The organism is Methylobacterium sp. P3_A11 (assembly GCF_056403155.1).
Genome location: NZ_JBFUGA010000078.1, coordinates 1 through 15,469 on the forward strand (window position 1 = coordinate 1; position 15,469 = coordinate 15,469).

The window sequence follows — 15,469 nt, forward strand, 5'->3', positions numbered from 1 at the left end:
AATTCCTGAGGCGTCAACCACCCCAGGGCTGTGTGAGGACGGCTCTCGTTGTACGGGCGCCGCCACGCCTCGATCCTGCTCCAAGCATCGGCCGACGACAAGATCCAGTTCGCGTTCAGGCACACGTCACGCAGTCGGCCATTGAACGACGCGACCAGCGGGTTGTTGGTCGGCTTGCTTGCAGAGGTGGAAGACCCTCTTGTGATTGACACGCCATGCCGCCCAGCGCAGCAGACTACAGATCCGGAAATACCCGTAGCGCACCTGGCTCTTGCCCAGCCCGTCTCTTGGCCAGATCGCAGATACGCATCCGCAGCGGTGCCTGATCGGGTGTGGTCGAGCGGTAGCGGACGCCCGACCGGCCGACGCCGAGCGCGGCGCAGCTGCGCCGCTCGCTCACCCCGTACGTTTCCTGAACCTTCGACCACCAGTTGCACAAGCCTGCGGTTCTGCTCTTCAAGCTGCTTCAGCCGGCGCAACTCGCCCGTGCCSAGCCCGCCGTAGAGCTTCGTCCAGCGGTAGAATGTCAGCTCGGAGATGCCCCTCCGACGTAGCATCTCCCCCAACCGGCGCCCCGGTCTCGGCCTGCTTCAGTGCGAAGGCGATTTGCTCTTCGGTGAACCTGCTCTTCTTTACGGCTCCGCTCCTCCCGACAGGGGCTCACAAAACCGGAAAACCCGCACTCAAGCTGGGCCAAAGCGACGGGGGGACGTCAATTAGGCCAGATACGGCTCTATCCTCTTCCTGATGGCTCAATCGTTCATAGCACTGTACCAATCCCGCATCCGCCCGGGCTGCAAGGCTTGAGCCGCTGAGCTAGCGTCAGCTCGAAGTTGATCCGGCGACTGCCCGTACATTTGTTTGAACACACGGGATCCGTGGCTCAGACTGGCGAAACCGACCGTTTCCGCAAAACGGGTAATGGATGTCTTTAGCCCAGGCTGAAGGATCAGCGATCGCAGGCGAGCAGCACGGCGACGCGTGACCACCGTCTCGACGCCGCCGACGTCAGCCATCGCACGATACAACGAAGCCCGTGAAACGCCAATACTGCGGGCAACGAAGTCGACGCTAAGATTTCTTCCAAGATTGTCTTCGATAAATATTTCCGCACTTAGGCGACGGCCTAATTCGACGTCGCTTTCACCGGCTGCGTCACTGAGGGCGGAGTGAGATATTCCCTGAATTTGACCGAGCATGCCAGCGATGACTTGACTGCTCCCGGCGGTTAACGCCTGAGGAAAACTCGTTGCGTAGCGGATCAGATAAAGTACAGTTTTGCCAATCGAGCCTATTTCACTCTTCGGAAGGACGCGTCCGTGCAGGTGGCGCGCGTTCGGTGCTACAACATCGACTAAATCGCGGGCTAGGATCACAGTGACATAGTCCGCATTCTCTACCATCGACATCATCGGCTGGGTCGCATCAAAGAGAACTGCGTCCCCTGGGACAAGACGGCGCTCCTCGCCGCTCAGACCACTGACCATTCGACCGGATCGCAAGACTTGGAGATAGTAGTGCTCGAAACCGTCACGCCGGATCTGGGCGGGGTCTCTTCTGTGGTTAGCGCCGATGATCTGGCGATCGAACAGAGTCAGGCGGCCGAAATGATGAGCGGCGATGGTGGCTTCGAATGTATCACCCAGGAGAGATGTTGTCGCTCCGCTCGACTGGATCATATCGTGATAAAGGCCGAAACTCTCGGTCGAGGCCCGACTAAGGTATGTCTGATGCGGGCGGATCTTCCGCTGGATTCGAGGATTTGTCATACTCTTGTGGGCTGAGGCGTTGAACGCGTTAAGCGCCCGGGAGCGACCTGACCGGCATTTTGAACCGAGCCGATCGAGTGGCTACGGCATGGTGGCGACCAAGGGTAGCCGGAATGGCCTGCTGCCGGTTTGGTTGGCACCATCTTAAGCCAAATGGGCTCGGTTCTCGAACTAGACCGGGCGTGAGATAGGCCGAGGTCGAGTGGATACGCTGCCGCTTGTAGTAGCCCTCAATGTGAGCGAACAGATCGCGCAGCGCCGCAGCCCCGGTGGCCCGACGCCGGTGATGGACGAACGCGACCTTGAAGGTGTGGAAGGAGCCCTCCATGCTTTATCGTAGCCGCATGCCGTGCGGCTCATGGATGGCTTTGCCCTCATGCTGGCGAGCTGCCTGCGATAAGCCTCGGCCGCGTACGGGCAGGCGCGATCCGAGGGACAGATGAGCCCGGCGGCCGGTCGCGGCCGCTGGGCGGCCCTCATCGGCGCAGCGCCGCTCAACTCGGCCCGCATATGAGCGCGCATCGACCAATCGACGATCTTGCGCGTGACCAGATCGAGGACGGCGGCTAGGTAGAGCCAGTCCTCGCTGGTCGGCAGGCAGGTGATGTCGCTCCGTGGTCCTTCGGTTCGGCGAGCCAAACCGTGTTCGGCTCCGCCGCGGAGACGTCCTGCCTCAAGAGGCTCGGCGCGATCGGGAGATCATGACAGCTGTCGGTCGTGCAGGGCCGGAACCGATGACCCGCCAGGGCACGAATGCCATGCCGACACATGAGACGCTCTACCCGCCCACGGCTGACAGACCGGTCCTCGGCCCGCAGCGAGGCCTGCACGCGCGGGGCACCGTAGCGCCGAGGGTGGGCGGTATGGATGCGCCGGGCGTCGCCCAGAAGCTGGAGGCCGAGCGGGCGCTCTCGGGCCGCGACCGCCAACCGTAGAGGCCGCTGGGAGAGACTCCGAGCACGCGGCACATGAGACGCACTGGCCATGTGCCGCGCCTACTGCGCGATGAAGGCGGACTTCATATCGCTTCCCTTGCACAGCAGGCGGCAGCCTTTTTCAGGATATCGCGCTGGGCCTTCAGCCGGGCGATCTCGTTGCGCAGCCGGTCGATCTCGATCGCCTCGGAGTTTCATCCGGCCCTGGACGGGAAAAGGCGTGCCGCGGATCGACCGCCGCCTGCTTTACCCACCGGTGCAGCATCGTCTCGTGACCGTCGAGATTGCGCGCCGCCTGCGCGACACTGACACCGCGTTCGCGAACCCGTCGAGCCCCCTCGATCTGGAACTCACGCCGGAACTCGCAACGCTGCAGGGCGCACATCCGGCCTCACCATCACACCTGAACCAGGTGTCCGTGAAATCGGCAGAAGGCCATAAAGCCGGTCAGGTCGCAGGCTTTTTCGTTTCAGCTCTCTGGGCTTTGGCCGTTTACCCGTTTGACCCGAGCTTCGATCGCAGCGAGGCGCTGGCGAAATGAAGCCAGGAACGCTGCCACCATTTCAGCCCTTGGATGCTCGTTCCGACCCAGCACCTCGCCCGAGGCCATCAAGTAAGTAGTCACCGTCCGCCAGACATGCAGAATAAAACTAATTGATGAGTTTGTGACAAAAATCGGTCCGGATATGGACCAATGCGCCTTCCCAAATTTGGCAAGCCGACAGCGTATCGTCCCTGAGTTCCTGGATAACAATCATGGACAAAAATTTGACGTCCAAGGCTAGCTTGATAAGTCTTGACGCAACGAGATTTTTTGCTGCCATGATGGTTGTCGTCTATCATTTCTTATTTTACAGCTGGAATGAGCCTTCAAGCTATTGTGGGATCGGATTCTTAACATCGGGCGGCCCTAATTATCACCAATTTGTGTCTTTGACTTGGTTTGGCTGGCTTGGAGTCCAAATTTTCTTTTGCATATCTGGATTTGTAATCGTTTATTCAGCAGTCAATAAATCGGTTTCCAGTTTTATGACGTCGCGAATAGAGCGCTTATTTCCTGCGCTGCTGTTTTTTTCAACGATCAACTTCGTCGTGATGTTTTTCGAGCATTGCACGTCGACGCAAGCGCTTATTATTAGCTTTCTAAAGTCGATCACGCTATTTCCAAAAGGTCCTTGGATCGATGGCAGCATCTGGACGCTGACCGTTGAAATAGTATTCTATTTTCTCATTGCACTATTCTTGCTAATATCTAATCAAAGAATGATTTATGCTGTCGCACGCGCCTGGTTGGCGGCCGTATCATTTGGAACAATCCTGATTGCCCTTCAGCTGTTTGACTCTAATTCCAGCGCTGGCGCATTGATGTTGCAGTTTTCACACACTTACATTTCTCGACCCTTGATGTTCAGCACTGGCGCCTTCTTTCTAACGGGGATATTTGGCTACGAAATATATTCGACGGGTCAAAGTAATCAGCGCTGCTTCCTTTTATTCACCTCGATTTTTGTTGCGGCGTTCCACATACATTTAGCTTGCTTGGATCTTAAAGCGGTCAACGAATTCGGTCAGAGTAGCTTGATACCGATCATGTTCTTTATCCTTGCGGTCGCGCTCGTATCTTTGGCTTTATACTTTGAAAGACGCGCAACAATCGACAGCCGGTTGACGAAATTTGTCCGGCGCATCGGCCTCGCGACATATCCAATTTATTTGATAAATCAGATTTTTGGAGGATGGATGCTCGGCTTTGCCTATAAAACGGTTGGTAATAATGTGTACACTTGCTTCGCCATGATCATTCTGGTGATGGTATTAGGATACGCATTTGCAGTTTATTTAGAGCCGCGGATACGCGATGCGATATTCAAAAATAGGCATTGGAGTCATCTTAAATATTCAAGCCAAAAATGGCCTATACACAACAAGAAATTTCACACCATTTCAAATCCGTCGTGAATCGAGGATTTCCCTAGCGATTGCCTGAAGCCGTGGGCTAAGCCCCGAATGCCGGACTGCCTGTGAGCGTTGTCGTTCGAGCGCAGCGACGCGGACGGAGATTTCACCTGCGCGGTGAGGCGTGGGAGTCCGGGTGATCCCTCATACCATTCGGCGCTGATCATAGCCGATAGGCCGGGTCCCGCAGGCCGAGAGACATGATCTTCCACGACTACGCGATCAGCCAATTCCAAGCGTCGCAGCAGCCGTCGATGATGTCGTCATGGGAGGCGAAGATCCGGTCGCCGAGCCGGTTGTCGCGCCGGCATCCTCCAGGATCGGGACTGCATGGGACCGAGGGGCAACGCCGCGGCTGATCTCGGCCGGATGCAGGCTCATCGCCTCGCTGTCGCAACGGGGCAGCACGAGGCCGGCGCCCTGGCCCTTCTCGGGACAGATCGAGCCAATTATGCAAGCGTCGGCCGTGCGTTGGTCTCTGGGCGCTGCGGACCGTGTCCAGCGCCGCGCCCAACGTCGAGGCAGAGTGTTCGTCTGACCGTTTCGGGCCTCGTCCTGACATCAGAGTCTAACCGCCGTGACCGGCGGCAGACCTGCGCGGACGGCTGGCAGGTTATTGAACACCGTCAGCGCAGCTGGATCCGGCTCACGGCGGAACGGGCGGGCCGACAACGTGTTAAAGCCCAGCGCCTTGACCGCGCATACCGACTCGTACAGGCCAGCCGCCTCAGGGCATCAGCACAAAAGTCCTCACGCAGCGGCACGGTAGCGGACATGGCGAACCCGTCCGGTCCACCGCAGGAGATCACCGCCGTCGACGCTGCGTAAACCCGTCAGTCGCCCTAACCGCCGTTTGGTATAAGAGCCCGCTTCGGTTTTCGGCGAGGTCGATTCGCGTGCGGTCCGGTTCTAGGCTCTCCGAACGCTGGTTCACCCTGGCGCTCTGGCTCGTCGCGCTGGTCTTCGCGTGGTTCCTCATCGGGCTGGGATCCCTGGTCGTCGGCGACCTGCCGCAGGTCGAGCAGCGCTACACCCTCGACCAATTCCTCGACACCGACCAGGGACGGACCTCGGCAGAGGCCCTGAAACAGATCCGTCGCGACCAGGACGACAACCGCCGGCGGGTCGAGCAGGATCAGCTCGCCCTCGAGGCAGCCCAGGCCGCCTCCGAGGGCGCGCGCGAAACCTTCGCCAATTGGCTGAAGACCCGGGACGCCACCCAGCGGGTCGACCAGGATCCCGGCCTGATCGCGCGGACGCAGCAGCTCGACGCCCTGAAAGCCGCCGAGCGCACCATCGAGGAGCGACTCGCCACCTCGGCCCGGACCGGGCTCGACCTGTCCGAGCGCGAATCCGCGCAGGTCCAGGCGGACGGCGCCCTGCGGACCGCGGCCCAGGAACGGCTCGATGCGGCCCAGCGCGGTCAGGAGCTGCGCGTCTTCGCCTATCGGCTCGGCCTGACGCTGCCGCTGCTGGCGCTCGCCGGATGGCTCCTGCTCAAGCGGCGACACACGCGCAACTGGCCGTTCGTCTGGGGGTTTGCCTTCGCGGCAGCCTTCGCGTTCTTCGTCGAACTCGTGCCCTACCTGCCGAGCTACGGCGGATACGTGCAGTACGGCGTCGGCGTGATCGCGACGCTGGTCGCCGGTCGTGCCGCGATCGGCGCGCTCCACGCCTATCGCGCGCGGCAGGCCGCCGTGGAGTCCCGTCCGGACGCGGAACGGCGCACCGAGATCGCCACCGACCAAGCCCTGGCCCGGCTCGCCAAGAAGGCCTGCCCCGGCTGCGAACGGCCGATCGCCCTCGACGACGCCAGCACCAACTTCTGCCCCCATTGCGGGCTCGGCATCTTCGCCCATTGCCCGTCCTGTGCGCAACGCAAGAGCACCTTCGAGCGCTTCTGTCGGGCCTGCGGCACCCCCACCCCGGGCCTCGCGCGCGCGATCCCCTGAAGCCCGGGGCACCTCCGGCCCGCAGGCGCCGGCGCGCGTCCGTCCAAGGATCGGCGTCGCCTCCGGCCAAACCGTCGACGGGGCTCGCGGTCTCCCGGCGGCGCGCCCGAGGCCGGCCACCTCAGGCGTTGTCGCCTCGGATCGCCGCGATGACCGCCTCGGTGACCTGTCGCGTCGTCGCCGTGCCGCCCAGATCCGGGGTGTGCAGGCCCGGATCCGCGGTGACGCGCTCGACCGCGCGCATCAGCCGTGCGGCCGCCTGCGCCTCGCCGAGATGGTCCAGCATCTGACACGCCGTCCAGAACGTCGCGATCGGATTGGCGATGCCCTTGCCGGCAATGTCGAAGGCCGAGCCGTGGATCGGCTCGAACATCGACGGGAAGGTGCGCTCCGGATTGATGTTGGCCGTGGGGGCGATGCCGAGGGAGCCCGCGAGTGCCGCCGCGAGATCCGACAGGATGTCGGCGTGGAGGTTCGTCGCCACGATCGTGTCGAGGGTGCCGGGCTTCACGACCATGCGCATCGTCATGGCATCGACCAGCATCTTGTCCCAGGTGACGTCGGGGAAGTCCCGGGCGACCTCGGCGGCGATCTCGTCCCACATCACCATGGCGTGGCGCTGGGCGTTCGACTTGGTGACCACCGTCAGGAGCTTACGGGGCCTGCTCTGCGCCAGCCGGAATGCATAGCGGATGATCCGGTCGACGCCCGAGCGGGTCATCATCGAGACGTCCGTGGCGACCTCGTTCGGATGCCCCTGGTGGACCCGGCCGCCGACGCCGGCATATTCGCCCTCCGAGTTCTCCCGCACGATCACCCAGTCGAGTTCCGGTCCCGAGACGTGACGCAAGGGGCTGGTGATGCCCGGCAGGATGCGGGTCGGACGGACATTCGCGTACTGGTCGAAGGGCTGACAGATCGCGAGGCGCAGGCCCCAAAGGCTGATGTGGTCGGGCACGTCCGGCGCGCCCACCGCGCCGAAGAAGATCGCGTCATGGTCGCGGATCCGGTCGCGGCCGTCGGCGGGCATCATCACGCCATGCGTCTTGTAATAGTCGGACCCCCAGTCGAAGTGGTCGAACCGGAACCGGAACGTCCCGTCCTTGGCGGCGAGGGCGTCGAGGGCCTCGATGCCGGCCGCGATGACCTCGACGCCGATGCCGTCGGCCGGAATCGCCGCGATGGTATAGGTCTTCATGGAGAACTCCGTGCCTGCGGAGGAGCATCTAGCGCACACAGGCCGGGCCGGCAGGCTCGAACGCGCGAGCGGATCGGCGGCGAGCGCGGGGGAGGGCGGTCACCGCTTCCCTGCCGGGAACGTCCTGCACGCGGGCGGCGACGGGCGGGACGCCGCCGGCCGTCCGGGGATGCGGTCCGGCGCCGGTCCTAGGACGGCAGGATGAAGCCGGAGGCGGCATAGGTCAGGGCCGCGACGAGGGCCGCGGCCGGCATCGTGATCACCCATGCGACCACGATGCCCTGCGCCACGTTCCAGCGGACGGCCGACACCCGGCGGGCCGCCCCGACGCCGACGATGGCACCGGTGATCGTATGGGTTGTCGAGACCGGGATCCCGAACGCCGTCGCGGCGAACAGGGTGATGGCGCCCCCGGTCTCGGCACAGAAACCCTGCATGGGCGACAGGCGGGTGATCTTCGAGCCCATCGTGTGGACGATGCGCCATCCGCCCAGCAGGGTGCCCAGCGCCATGGCGGTCTGGCAGGACAGCACCACCCAGAGCGGCACGTGGAAGGCTCCGCTCTCGCCGTGGGCGTAGAGCAGGGCCGCGATGATCCCCATGGTCTTCTGGGCGTCGTTGCCGCCATGGCCGAGCGAGTAGAGCGAGGCCGAGACGAATTGCAGGCCCCGGAACACCCGATCCACGGCGTGCGGCGTCGAGCGGACGAAGATCCACGAGACGGCCAGCATCAGCACGAGGCCGAGGGCGAAGCCGAGAGCCGGGGAGAGGATGATGGCGGCGCTGGTGGCCAGAACACCCGGCCAGACGATCACGCCCAACCCGGCCTTGGCGATCCCGGCGCCGAGCAGGCCGCCGATCAGGGCGTGAGAGCTCGATGACGGAATACCGGCATACCAGGTGATCAGGTTCCAGGTGATGGCACCGCCGAGCGCTCCGAGGATCACCCGGTCGTCGACGGAAGCGACGTCGATGATGCCCGAGCCCACCGTCCCGGCGACGTGCAGCCCGAACACCAGGAAGGCCACGAAGTTGAAGAAGGCCGCCCAGAACACGGCGTAGCGGGGTGCCAGGACCCGCGTCGACACGATGGTGGCGATGGAATTCGCGGCGTCGTGCAACCCGTTCAGGAAATCGAAGACCAGCGCCAGGGCGATGAGGACGACGAGGAACGTCACGGAGAGGCCTGTGGCTCAGACATGTTCGACGACGATGCTGCTGATCTGATTCGCCACATCCTCGAACCGATCCATGACCTTCTCCAGGTGGCCGTAGAGTTCGGATCCCACGAGGAAGGCCATCGGGTCCCGCCCGGACGCCTTGAACAGGGCTTTGAGGCCGTCGTTGTGTAGGTCGTCGGCGCGGCCCTCCAGCTCGATGACGCGCTCGGTGAGGCCGTTCAGCACCGTGGCGTTCTCGCCGAGCGCCCGCAGCTTCGGCAGGGCCTCGGCAGTGACCTGCGCCGCCTCCTGAATGACCGCCCCCATCTCGCGCATCGCCGGATCGAAGGTGGTCACCTCGAACAGCTGAACCGCCTTGGCGGTCTTGAGCATCTGGTCGATGGCATCGTCGAGGGAGCCGACCAGGGCCTGGATGTCGCCGCGGTCGAAGGGCGTGATGAAGGTCCGCCGCACCGCCAGGAGCGCCTCCCGGGTGATCGTGTCCGCCGCATCCTCCTGGGCCGCGAGGGCGGCGTAGGCCACCGGCACGGCTTCCGTGCCGTCGAGCAGAGCCCGGAGCGAGGCCGCGCCGTCGACGAGGGTCGCGGCATGACGCTCGAAGAGATCGAAGAACCGGTCCTCCCTCGGCATCAACGCACGGAACCAAGCCAGCATGTCGTGTCCGGATCGAGAGGTTGGCGTGACCGCCGGGCGCGAGACCGCCCGGCAGGCACAACGGACGAAGGAGCCAAGCCGATCCGCCCCCCCAAGAACAATCTGCCGCCGCTCAGAGCCTGCCGCCCGGCGGCCCTGATCAGCCGGCCGGCCCGGTCGCGGCGCGGGGCCGGCCGAAATCCGCCGGCTCACGGTCGCCGTGCCGTATCGCGACCCGCTTCCACGCGGTCGACCGCGCCGCAGCGCCATCCTGGCTGGCTTCGATCTCGCCGTGTCCCTGGGCTGCAGCTCGCGGACCAGCGCTGCGCGCCGACGATCCGGAGCGATTACGCGGACCGGCACCAGGAGCGGGACGTTCCCGGTGCAGCGGCGCTCACCGCAGCTGAAGCGGGCCGAGGCGCCTCATGGCCCGTGGCGCTCGCCCCCGAAACCGCTTTCGGCCGAAGGTCCGGCGCGGGTCCGTCAGGCGCGGATCCAGCGTGTTCCGCCGGCCGTGGCGCGGCTGGAGACTCGCTCCGATGGCCACCAGCGCAGCCGACCCGATCAACGCGACGAGCGCCGCGCCCCAGAAGATGCTTTCGAACATCAGGTCCTCCCGTTCTGGAGACCCGCCGCGGGCCGATCAGGGCCGCGAACGACCGCGAATCAAGCTAGACCATTTGAGCAAGGGCAATCAATGCTTAGTCTCGGCGGTTATTCGGCTATCGACATCTGATTTCGCACCGGGGTCGCGGCGGCCCGTTTCGGCGGAGGCCTTGCGCCAGATCAAGGCGGCGGACGTGCTGCTTGCCGACGATCGCCCGCATCGAAACGGAGACCGCACGATGCACGCCTATCGCGTCACCTTCTACAAGACCGTGGCGGACGATGCCGGCCACGAGTACCGCGTCCGACAGCGGACGGTCCTGGTCCGCGCCCGCTCCGAGGTCACGGCCGAATGGAAGGCCAAGGCCTTGCTGTGCGAGCGGGCGCATGTGATCGATTGGCGCCTGCGTGCCGACAGCTGCGAGATCGAAATCGTGTCCGAGATCGCCGCTTGAGATACCGGGCCCACAATCCGCGGCCGGTGGACCGAGAGGATCCGATTCCTGCGCACTCTCGCCATCATTCCGACCTCTGCGCGCGTCACGACCGTCGCGGCACCGGACCGGGACCGCGATCGGTGGCGGCCTTTACGAAGCGTTCACCGCCCGGGTGTCCGATCCAGTTCAGAAGAGGCAGGGAAACGAGAGCGATGCCGAGCGAGACGAACACGACGTCCCAGAAGGCTCCGCCCCAGGGACCGATCCTGGAGTTGTGGCGCATCGTGGCGCTCGCGCTGATCGTCGCCGCCGGGATGTTGTTCGTCCACCTGATCGTTCCCGCCGAGGCCGACGCGTCCGCCTCGCCGACGATGGCCACACCGACTGTCGGCAGCCACACCCTCCGCTGAGACGCCTGACCGGCGCGCGGGCACGCGGACCGGCCGTTTGCATCGACCGGGCGGAGCCTGACAGCACGGCCCGTTGCACCGATCCCGATGACCTGCGCGACGACGGCGCGCGACGCGGTCGGGAGGACCTAAGACCGCGTCGCTGACCGGTCTACTGCGCGGTCGTTCCGGTGCCAGCCTGATCCAGGGCGGTCGCCGCCGCCTTCAGGTCGCGCCGCGCCTTGGCGATCGCCGTGGCCTTCTCGTCACCTTGCGCATTCAACGCTTCCAGGAAGGCCGTCCAATCCGCGCGGGCACTGCTCGGGATCTGACCGTCGAGCCGCTGGCGGAGCAGGGCGACGCGCCCCTCGGGCGTCACGCCTGCCGGCGCCGCGACGTCGGCATCGTACACGCCGACCGCGCAGATCTGGTCGCCGGCCCTGGTATAGTAGGTGGTCTTGGGCTCTTCGACAGTGCTTCCGGGCTTGGGAAACCGGTAGCGGATCACCGAGATCTGCCCGGACTTGGCCGTAGTCAGCATCGTGCGGATGAAGTGGTTGCCGGTCGAATCGTGCAGATCCCGCACGTCGTGGCCGTTCAGGATCGGGTTGGGATGCGCGCTCATCACGCCGTCCGGACCGATACAGAACACGTAGGTGTCGGCGGTGCGGAAGCCGCGGGTGCCGCCAGAGAAGTCCTGAAGCGCCCGGGTCCTGTCGGCCTTCAAGGCCCGGTCGACGCGCCCGAGCATCCAGGACGCAAATCTATTGGGGCTCGGGTCGTCGCAGGCGACCGGCGCCTCGCCATCGCCACAGGCCCGGGCCGGTGCGACCGGTCCTATCCAGAGCCCCAGGAGGACCGCAAGCACCCAAGCATGTCTGGCCATCCGGGCCTCCCGAATTCAGTGTATCCTTTCGAATCGGCGTGATGAGAGACTCGTCTCGCCACCTTGGCAAGGACGCAAGACAGGTCTCACGCGTTCGTCAGCGTCATTCGGCGTGCCGGCGGGCTACTGCATCGGCAGCGGGATCGGCTCGACGGCGACCTCGCCGATCCCGCGGCCCGCGAGGGCTGTCCGCAGGGCATCGGTGAGGCAGGAGCCGGCCGTGAAGGCGCCGAGCGCGGCGCCGTGCCGGTCCGCCGCACGGGGCGCGGGGCCGATCAGTTGCACGACGCGCCGGGCGATGGCCGGGGCCGGATCGATCCAGGTTACCGGCCAGGGAGCCGCGGCCTCGAGGCGGGGCAGCAACAACGGGTAGTGGGTGCAGGCGAGGCAGACCACGTCGGTGCGCCGTCCGTCCGCCTCGGTCACGAAGCAGGGGGCGATCTCGGCGACCAGGACATCGTCGTCAACGGGTGTGCCGGCGAGTTCGGCTTCCGCGAAACCGGCGAGGTTCTGCGAGCCGACCAACGTCACCGCGCAGGCGCCGGCATAAGTCGCGATCAGGTCGCGCGTGTAGGAGCGCGCCACGGTGCCCGGCGTCGCCAGGAGCGTCACGAGGCGGGAGCGCGTCGCTTCGGCCGCCGGCTTGATCGGCGGCACGACCCCCACGAAGGGCGTTGTGAAGCGCTGGCGCAGGGCCGGAAGCACCAGCGTCGAGGCGGTGTTGCAGGCGATCACCACGAGGTCGGGCCGGTGGATCGCGATCAGACGCTCCATCACGACGAGGACGCGGGCAATGAGGGTCGCCTCGCCGAGCCGGCCATAGGGAAAGGCGGCATCGTCGCCGACATAGACGTAGCGGGCATCCGGGCGGGCGCGTCGCACGGCGTCGAGGACGGTCAGGCCGCCGAGTCCGGAGTCGAACACCAGGATGGTCGGCTCGGCGGCGGCGCGCAGCGCCGCGGCGGACAGGCTGGCCCCGGCCATCAGATCGATCCGCATCAGAACCCAAGACTCCTCATAGAGCGTCCCAAAATCTCGGGGTGGAGGGTTAAGGCGGTCTCACTGCGGCACAAGAAAGACCCGCGATCCCCAACCCGTTCCGTTAATCGCCGCGTCGGCGCGGCGAACCGAACCCTGCGTCGTCGCGCCGACCGGCCTCCGCAGCAGCGGAGGTTGTCGGAGCCCGGCCAGATCATATCTTCTGCGACCAAGGCGGGAATCGAGGAGACGGTTCTCGCGGATGCCCGAGACAGGGGAAGATCGCCATGGCAGCGACGGCCGCACTGCGACCGCACGAAACGCGCGAGTCCGGAGCACCGGCGTTTCCGCCACCGCCCGTGACCGCTCGGCCGATCGACCGCGCCGCCTGGATCGCCGCCTTCCGGCAGGTCCGGAGCGAGACCGAACGCCGCGCCGCGCCGCTCTCGCCGGAGGACCAGCAGGTCCAGTCCATGGCCGATGCCAGTCCGACCAAGTGGCACCGGGCTCACGTCACGTGGTTCTTCGAGCAGTTCCTGCTGCGCGAGCACCTGCCGGGCTACGCCATCTACGACGCGCGGCTGCACTACCTGTTCAACTCGTACTATGTGGCGGCCGGCCCCCGGCAGCCGCGCATCCAGCGGGGCATGATCACCCGCCCGACCATGGCGGAAGTCGCGGCCTACCGCGCCCATGTCGACCGCGCCGTCGAGGCCCTGCTGGGTCAGGCCTCCGAGCGTGCCCTCGAGGCGCTGCTGCCGATCCTGGAGATCGGGCTCTACCACGAGCAGCAGCACCAGGAACTCCTCCTCACCGACATCCTGCACGCTTTCGCGCAGAACCCGCTGAACCCCGCCTACGATCCGTCCTGGCGCTTCCCGCGCGCGGCGGCGCAGTCCGGTCAGGTCCAGCTCGATCGGCAGATCGCCTGGATCGGGCATGCGGGGGAGGGGTTCTCGTTCGACAACGAGTCGCCGCGCCACGAGACGCTGATCCCGGCCGGCCGCATCGACCGGGCTCTGGTGACCAATCGCCAGTGGCTCGCCTTCATGGAGGACGGCGGCTACGCCAAGCCGGAGCTGTGGCTCTCGGACGGCTGGTACGCCGGCCCGGGGGAGGGCTGGGAGGCTCCCGGCTACTGGCGACGCGAGGGGAAGGCCTGGGCGACCATGACGCTCGCGGGCGAGCGCCCCGTGGATCTCGACGCGCCCGTAACCCACATCAGCTACTACGAGGCCGATGCCTATGCCCGCTGGGCCGGCCGCTTCCTGCCCACCGAGTTCGAGTGGGAGGTCGCAGCCCGGGACGGCGGCCTGCCGGATGCCTTCGGCCTCGTCTGGCAATGGACGCGCAGCGCCTACGTGGCCTATCCGGGCTACCGACCGCTCGCGGGGGCGCTCGGCGAGTACAACGGCAAGTTCATGGCCAACCAGTTCGTGCTGCGCGGCTCATCGGTGGCGACGTCAGAGGGCCATGCCCGCCTGCCGTATCGCAACTTCTTCTACCCGCACCAGCGCTGGCAGTTCACGGGCCTGCGCCTCGCCGATGCCGCCTGACGCGCCCCGGAGCCGACCTTGACCATCAAGCCCACCTTCGCCGAGGCGACGCCGGTTGCCCTCGAAACGACGCCCCTGACCTTCCTCGACGACGTCCGGGCCGGTCTGACGAAACCCCAGAAGGCGCTCTCGCCGAAATACTTCTACGACGCGGCCGGATCCGCACTCTTCGAGGCGATCACGCAACTGCCGGAATATTATCCGACCCGCACGGAGATCGGCATCCTCGAGTCCAGCGGCCCGGAGATCGCGGCTCTGCTGCCGCCCCATGCGGCCCTCGTGGAGTTCGGCAGCGGCTCGACGGTCAAGCTCCGCCGCCTGCTCGGCCATCTCGACACGCTGGCCGCCTACGTGCCGGTGGACGTCTCGGGCGAGTTCCTGCGCGGACAGGCGGCGGGCCTGCGCGGTGACTTCCCGGACCTGCGGGTCGAGCCGGTGGTGGCCGATTTCACCCGCGACTTCGACCTGCCCGGAAGCCTCGACGGCCTGCCCCGCGCCGGCTTCTTCCCGGGGTCGACCATCGGCAATTTCGATCCCCACGAGGCCCAGGAGCTTCTGCACCGGTTCGGGCGGATCCTGGGGCCGGGCGCGCACATGATCGTCGGCGTCGACCTCGTGAAGGACGCGGCGATCCTGGAGACCGCCTACGACGACGCGCAGGGCGTCACGGCCGCCTTCAACCTCAACCTCCTCACCCGGATCAACCGCGAGCTGGCCGGCCGCTTCGAGCCCGAGGCCTTCAGCCATCGGGCGGTGTTCAACACCGACGCCTCGCGGATCGAGATGCACCTCGTCGCCCGGGACGCGCAGGCCGTGCGGATCGGCTCCGACACCTTCGCCTTCGCGGCGGGCGAGACCATCCATACCGAGAGCAGCTACAAGTACACGGTCGCGACCTTCCGGGCGCTCACCGAGCGGGCGGGCTGGACGTGGCTGAAGGTCTGGACGGACCCGGAGCAGCTTTTCTCCGTCCACGCCCTCCGGTTGGATTAG

General features: G+C 65.6%; 14 protein-coding genes and 3 pseudogenes. 6 read left to right on the forward strand and 11 right to left on the reverse strand.

From position 1 onward, the window contains the following. The 5 genes and pseudogenes from AC1DXK_RS21530 to AC1DXK_RS21550 all read right to left on the reverse strand — a co-directional run. Positions 1 to 606 (reverse strand): annotated as a pseudogene (locus AC1DXK_RS21530) (integrase core domain-containing protein); the annotation flags it as partial. A 146-nt stretch (positions 607 to 752) separates the two neighbouring features. Then, positions 753 to 1,679 (reverse strand): helix-turn-helix domain-containing protein, encoded by a 927-nt coding sequence (locus AC1DXK_RS21535; protein WP_457106040.1) that lies wholly within the window; start codon positions 1,677 to 1,679, stop codon positions 753 to 755. A gap of 261 nt (positions 1,680 to 1,940) precedes the next feature. Next, a complete protein-coding gene (locus AC1DXK_RS21540) occupies positions 1,941 to 2,408 on the reverse strand; it encodes a DDE-type integrase/transposase/recombinase (protein ID WP_457106041.1) in 468 nt (155 codons plus the stop codon). Continuing rightward, positions 2,336 to 2,755, reverse strand: coding sequence for an IS3 family transposase (locus tag AC1DXK_RS21545; RefSeq protein ID WP_457106118.1), 420 nt, complete (start codon positions 2,753 to 2,755; stop codon positions 2,336 to 2,338). The genes AC1DXK_RS21540 and AC1DXK_RS21545 overlap by 73 nt, the downstream gene beginning before the upstream one ends. After that, positions 2,700 to 3,047: pseudogene (locus AC1DXK_RS21550) on the reverse strand (transposase); the annotation flags it as partial. The pseudogene AC1DXK_RS21550 and the gene AC1DXK_RS21545, both read right to left, overlap by 56 nt. Before the next feature lie 413 nt (positions 3,048 to 3,460). Here AC1DXK_RS21550 and AC1DXK_RS21555 point away from each other — a divergent pair. Further along, complete coding sequence (locus AC1DXK_RS21555; protein WP_477299016.1) at positions 3,461 to 4,663, forward strand: acyltransferase family protein; 1,203 nt, start codon at positions 3,461 to 3,463, stop codon at positions 4,661 to 4,663. Positions 4,664 to 4,963: 300 nt separating this feature from the next. Here the strand turns inward: AC1DXK_RS21555 and AC1DXK_RS21560 are convergent. Then, positions 4,964 to 5,218: pseudogene (locus tag AC1DXK_RS21560) on the reverse strand (IS630 family transposase); the annotation flags it as partial. A 338-nt stretch (positions 5,219 to 5,556) separates the two neighbouring features. Between AC1DXK_RS21560 and AC1DXK_RS21565 the strand changes: the two are divergent. Beyond that, positions 5,557 to 6,612: a serine endopeptidase gene (locus tag AC1DXK_RS21565; RefSeq protein ID WP_457106043.1), complete on the forward strand. Its 1,056-nt coding sequence runs from the start codon at positions 5,557 to 5,559 to the stop codon at positions 6,610 to 6,612. 121 nt (positions 6,613 to 6,733) lie between these two features. On the opposite strand, the gene AC1DXK_RS21570 is transcribed toward AC1DXK_RS21565, so the two are convergent. The 3 genes from AC1DXK_RS21570 to AC1DXK_RS21580 form a co-directional block, all read right to left on the reverse strand. After that, on the reverse strand, positions 6,734 to 7,810 hold the full coding sequence (locus AC1DXK_RS21570; RefSeq protein ID WP_457106044.1) for a tartrate dehydrogenase: 1,077 nt from the start codon (positions 7,808 to 7,810) through the stop codon (positions 6,734 to 6,736). 188 nt (positions 7,811 to 7,998) lie between these two features. Beyond that, a complete protein-coding gene (locus AC1DXK_RS21575; protein WP_457106045.1) occupies positions 7,999 to 8,988 on the reverse strand; it encodes an inorganic phosphate transporter in 990 nt (329 codons plus the stop codon). A gap of 15 nt (positions 8,989 to 9,003) precedes the next feature. Continuing rightward, positions 9,004 to 9,645 (reverse strand): DUF47 domain-containing protein, encoded by a 642-nt coding sequence (locus AC1DXK_RS21580; protein ID WP_457106046.1) that lies wholly within the window; start codon positions 9,643 to 9,645, stop codon positions 9,004 to 9,006. Between the two features lie 518 nt (positions 9,646 to 10,163). On the opposite strand from AC1DXK_RS21580, the gene AC1DXK_RS21585 reads away from it, so the two are divergent. Then, positions 10,164 to 10,685 carry a hypothetical protein gene (locus AC1DXK_RS21585; protein ID WP_457106047.1) on the forward strand — a complete coding sequence of 174 codons (522 nt, stop codon included), beginning with the start codon at positions 10,164 to 10,166 and terminating at the stop codon, positions 10,683 to 10,685. 194 nt (positions 10,686 to 10,879) lie between these two features. Next, positions 10,880 to 11,077, forward strand: a complete 198-nt coding sequence (locus AC1DXK_RS21590; RefSeq protein WP_457106048.1) for a hypothetical protein — start codon at positions 10,880 to 10,882, stop codon at positions 11,075 to 11,077. A 151-nt stretch (positions 11,078 to 11,228) separates the two neighbouring features. Here AC1DXK_RS21590 and AC1DXK_RS21595 read toward each other — a convergent pair whose 3' ends face one another. Continuing rightward, a complete protein-coding gene (locus AC1DXK_RS21595; RefSeq protein ID WP_457106049.1) occupies positions 11,229 to 11,942 on the reverse strand; it encodes a cache domain-containing protein in 714 nt (237 codons plus the stop codon). A gap of 123 nt (positions 11,943 to 12,065) precedes the next feature. Continuing rightward, positions 12,066 to 12,941, reverse strand: a complete 876-nt coding sequence (gene murI, locus AC1DXK_RS21600; RefSeq protein WP_457106050.1) for a glutamate racemase — start codon at positions 12,939 to 12,941, stop codon at positions 12,066 to 12,068. A 266-nt stretch (positions 12,942 to 13,207) separates the two neighbouring features. Between murI and egtB the strand changes: the two genes are divergently transcribed. Together egtB and egtD are read left to right on the forward strand one after the other, a co-directional pair. Then, positions 13,208 to 14,476, forward strand: a complete 1,269-nt coding sequence (egtB, locus tag AC1DXK_RS21605; RefSeq protein ID WP_457106051.1) for an ergothioneine biosynthesis protein EgtB — start codon at positions 13,208 to 13,210, stop codon at positions 14,474 to 14,476. An 18-nt stretch (positions 14,477 to 14,494) separates the two neighbouring features. Continuing rightward, positions 14,495 to 15,469, forward strand: a complete 975-nt coding sequence (gene egtD / locus AC1DXK_RS21610) for an L-histidine N(alpha)-methyltransferase (protein ID WP_457106052.1) — start codon at positions 14,495 to 14,497, stop codon at positions 15,467 to 15,469.

Excerpts from the sequence above, each read along its gene's own strand:
- AC1DXK_RS21580 (WP_457106046.1), bottom strand. The coding sequence starts at position 9,645 with ATGCTGGCTTGGTTCCGTGCGTTGATGCCGAGGGAGGACCGGTTCTTC.
- AC1DXK_RS21555 (WP_477299016.1), top strand. The coding sequence starts at position 3,461 with ATGGACAAAAATTTGACGTCCAAGGCTAGCTTGATAAGTCTTGACGCA.
- murI (WP_457106050.1), bottom strand. The coding sequence starts at position 12,941 with ATGCGGATCGATCTGATGGCCGGGGCCAGCCTGTCCGCCGCGGCGCTG.
- AC1DXK_RS21595 (WP_457106049.1), bottom strand. The coding sequence starts at position 11,942 with ATGGCCAGACATGCTTGGGTGCTTGCGGTCCTCCTGGGGCTCTGGATA.
- AC1DXK_RS21590 (WP_457106048.1), top strand. The coding sequence starts at position 10,880 with ATGCCGAGCGAGACGAACACGACGTCCCAGAAGGCTCCGCCCCAGGGA.
- AC1DXK_RS21535 (WP_457106040.1), bottom strand. The coding sequence starts at position 1,679 with ATGATCCAGTCGAGCGGAGCGACAACATCTCTCCTGGGTGATACATTC.
- AC1DXK_RS21585 (WP_457106047.1), top strand. The coding sequence starts at position 10,164 with ATGGCCACCAGCGCAGCCGACCCGATCAACGCGACGAGCGCCGCGCCC.
- AC1DXK_RS21545 (WP_457106118.1), bottom strand. The coding sequence starts at position 2,755 with ATGGCCAGTGCGTCTCATGTGCCGCGTGCTCGGAGTCTCTCCCAGCGG.
- AC1DXK_RS21570 (WP_457106044.1), bottom strand. The coding sequence starts at position 7,810 with ATGAAGACCTATACCATCGCGGCGATTCCGGCCGACGGCATCGGCGTC.
- egtB (WP_457106051.1), top strand. The coding sequence starts at position 13,208 with ATGGCAGCGACGGCCGCACTGCGACCGCACGAAACGCGCGAGTCCGGA.